This is a genomic window from Pseudomonas sp. E45-MNA-CIBAN-0222, assembly GCF_040310405.1.
Classification (GTDB): Bacteria; Pseudomonadota; Gammaproteobacteria; order Pseudomonadales; family Pseudomonadaceae; genus Stutzerimonas; species Stutzerimonas stutzeri_AC.
Genome location: NZ_JBEOPU010000230.1, coordinates 1 through 238 on the forward strand (window position 1 = coordinate 1; position 238 = coordinate 238).

Annotated in this window: 1 pseudogene; it reads right to left on the reverse strand. The window is 66.0% G+C overall.

Going from position 1 to position 238, the window contains the following annotated elements:
• Window positions 1–238: pseudogene (dppD, locus tag AAEZ08_RS23425) on the reverse strand (dipeptide ABC transporter ATP-binding protein DppD); the annotation flags it as partial.

The following is a 238-nucleotide window of genomic DNA, read 5'->3' on the forward strand; positions in this document are numbered from 1 at the left end:
GTTCGAGCGCGCGCCGGTGCAGCGCGTCGCCGCGCAGCCCTTCGTGCAGCTTCAGCACTTCCTTGATCTGGTAGCCGACCGTGTAGCTCGGGTTCAGGCTCGTCAGCGCGTCCTGGAACACCATCGCGATGTCCTTGCCGACGATCTTGCGGCGCGCCTTCGGCGACGCCTTCAAGAGATCCACGCCGTTGAACGTGACTTCGTCTGCCGTCACCTTGCCGGGCGCGTCGATCAGGCC